The organism is Bartonella sp. AC130YNZD (assembly GCF_042196865.1).
Taxonomy (GTDB): domain Bacteria; phylum Pseudomonadota; class Alphaproteobacteria; order Rhizobiales; family Rhizobiaceae; genus Bartonella.
In genome coordinates this window covers 1-2,759 of sequence record NZ_JBHIQZ010000076.1, presented here as the reverse complement: position 1 = coordinate 2,759, position 2,759 = coordinate 1, and the positions used below count along the sequence as shown (strand labels likewise).

Genomic DNA, 2,759 nt, shown 5'->3' with positions numbered 1-2,759 from the left:
CAGAAAGCAGAGAGAGCAAAAGCAATTTGGCAACAAAGCCAACCAATCAAAAATACTTTAGCAGAAACCTATTTACGTATGCGGGGTATTACATGTGATTTGCCTGCTGATTTACGTTTTCATAGCAAATGTCCACACCCCTCTGGGGGTACATTGCCCGCGTTGGTTGCTCTTGTTAAGGGGGCTGGTTCCTTTGCCATTCATAGAACCTTTTTAAAAGACAATGGCTGCAAAACAGATCAGAAACCAGCAAAAGCCATGTTGGGATCTGTAACGGGTGGTGGGGTGCATTTAAGCCAAGCCAATCCAAAACATCTGGTCATTTGTGAAGGCATTGAAACGGGGCTGTCTCTGCTGTCTGGGTTGTTATCAGAGCCCGTTAATTTATGGGCTTCTCTTTCAACCAGTGGCATGATGCGTGTGAATTTACCCCCTACAAAAGGGCGTCTGACAATTGCAATGGACGGCGATGATGCGGGTCGTAAAGCAGGTTTTACCCTAGCTGCACGTGCCTATAGCCATGGCTTTGAGGTCTTTATGATGCAAGCTCCAAAAGGAACCGATTTTAATAACGTATTACTTTCTTAAAAGAGGGAAACTATGAAAGATAGTAATTTACAAAACAATAATGAAAATACTCCCGTCAATGATAACGATAATGTCTCTTTAAACGAAAATACTTGTTTAAAAGCCATTTCTTATGAACAAGCCTTGCAACAAAATGGTTGGGGGCAATTACAACCGATTGCTACGGCTCTCTTACCCGTCGAGCCTTTTAAAATATTCCTGCTTCCAACACCATTAATAAACTATGTTTATGACGTTGCTGATATTCAACAATCTTCTATCGATTTTGTTGCTGTTTCTGCTTTATGTGGATTGTCTGCTGTCATTGGAAATGGCGTGCGGGTTTCTCCAAAACAACATGCCAATTGGAAAATTGTTCCTAATCTCTGGGGTGCCATTGTGGGGGAACCTTCAACTATGAAAACAGATACCATGGAAGCTGCTTTAGCACCTCTTGATGTTTTTCAAGAGGAATGGCATCAAGAATGGTTAAAGAAGAAAAAACAGCAAGAAACAAAAGATATTCTTATTGAATTAGACAAAAGAGAAAAGAAAAAACAAGCCTACAAAGCACTCAAAGATCAAGACGAGGAACAAGCCCTTGCTCTTCTTTCTCAATCTCTTGAACATAAAGAAAGTGAGGAAGATGACACGCTTAATAAACGACGTCTTATTGTCAACGATGTGACCGTCGAAAAGCTTGGGGAATTGTTAAAAGAAAACCCCCGTGGTCTCTTGTTGGTTCGTGATGAATTATCTGGTTTTTTATCCGATTTGGAACGGAAGGAATATCAATCAGACCGTTCTTTTTATCTAACAGCTTTTAATGGCAAAAAATCATACACCTATGACCGTATAGGACGTGGAACCATTTTTATTCCCAATGCAACCATTTCCATTATTGGGGGCATTCAACCTTCACGGATTATTCCCATTATTCAAGCAATGCACCATGGAACAAATAATGACGGCTTATTGCAACGATTTCAAATGCTGGTGTGGCCCGATGAACGAAAAGAGCGGTTATGGGTTGATAGACCTCCCAATCAAAAGGCATGGGAAAGTTATCAAGGAATTTTTCGTTCTCTTTATGATAAACCATTAGGATCACCAAAACACCCTATTACCATACGCTTTTCTGCTGAAGCTCAAGAAATGTTTCGTGTATGGTGGGAAAATTTTCAAAGAACAATCAAAGGAGGTCATTTCTCATCAAGTTTACAAGCGCATCTTTTGAAAATGAATAAAACCATACCAACCCTTGCATTGATTTTTGAATTGAGTGAAGGGGGGCGTTTTGAAATCAATAGAGATGCCCTTGAGAGAGCCTTATATTGGGAAGAATATCTGATAAGTCATGCAAAACGTCTTTATGCGGCGAATGATACATTAACAGCAGAGCGTGCAAAATTAATTGTAGAGCGCTGTGATCTTTTACCCAATGTTTTTACGGCAAGAGATATCTATAGACGGTGTTGGAGATCTTTAAAAGACAATGGAGCCGTTAAGCAAGCTTTAGAGCTTTTATGTCGTTGTAACTATATTCGTGAATTTCCTATAGAGGGGAATGAATTAGGTCGGCGTCCTGATAGACGGTATGAATGGAATCCTTTGGTTAAAAACAACAGCATAAAACAATAAAGAAATCTCTTTTGAAGTCTTTAAGACAACCACGCAAAACTCTTTTTATGGCATTCTCATCAAGGAACTTTTTTCCAAAAGCAAATGATCTGAGTGACCTTATCAGAAGAGTTTTGTCAGTCTTGTCAGTTCATTCTAGCTCCTATATTATTTTTTTTTAAATGAGAGAAAATTAAAAACATTATATTTCAATAGGTTAGTATTTTAACGATACAACCTATATCGACAATACAACCTTAAATACAATCAATAATATATATTTGTCAGTTTGTGTCTGTAAATTGAACTAACAAACTAGATTATTTTAGTGACTCATAAAACCTATCAAAATAATCATTATGATATTTTAAAGCACCTAATACATTTGTCTTGATTAATCCGTGAAATGAATAGCAAATTTCACTATTTTGCTGATCTTATTCCATGCCATGGGCTGTGGATAAGCAGCCTTTAAAAACCCCTTTTGAAAAAAAATCTGGTTTTGCAAGAATTTCACCTCAGCTGACACTCGCTATTTATCCTAAATGGATTTAATTGGCTTCATTTTGATT

Annotated in this window: 2 protein-coding genes; both read left to right on the top strand. The window is 37.9% G+C overall.

Annotated elements, in window-relative coordinates; translation table 11 throughout:
• Positions 1-588, top strand: a 588-nt coding sequence (locus ACFINU_RS09530) for a toprim domain-containing protein (RefSeq protein ID WP_375667637.1), incomplete at its 5' end; no start/stop codon positions are given.
• Between the two features lie 12 nt (positions 589-600).
• A complete protein-coding gene (locus ACFINU_RS09525) occupies positions 601-2,208 on the top strand; it encodes a YfjI family protein (protein WP_375615311.1) in 1,608 nt (535 codons plus the stop codon).
• Positions 2,209-2,759: the final 551 nt, after the last annotated feature.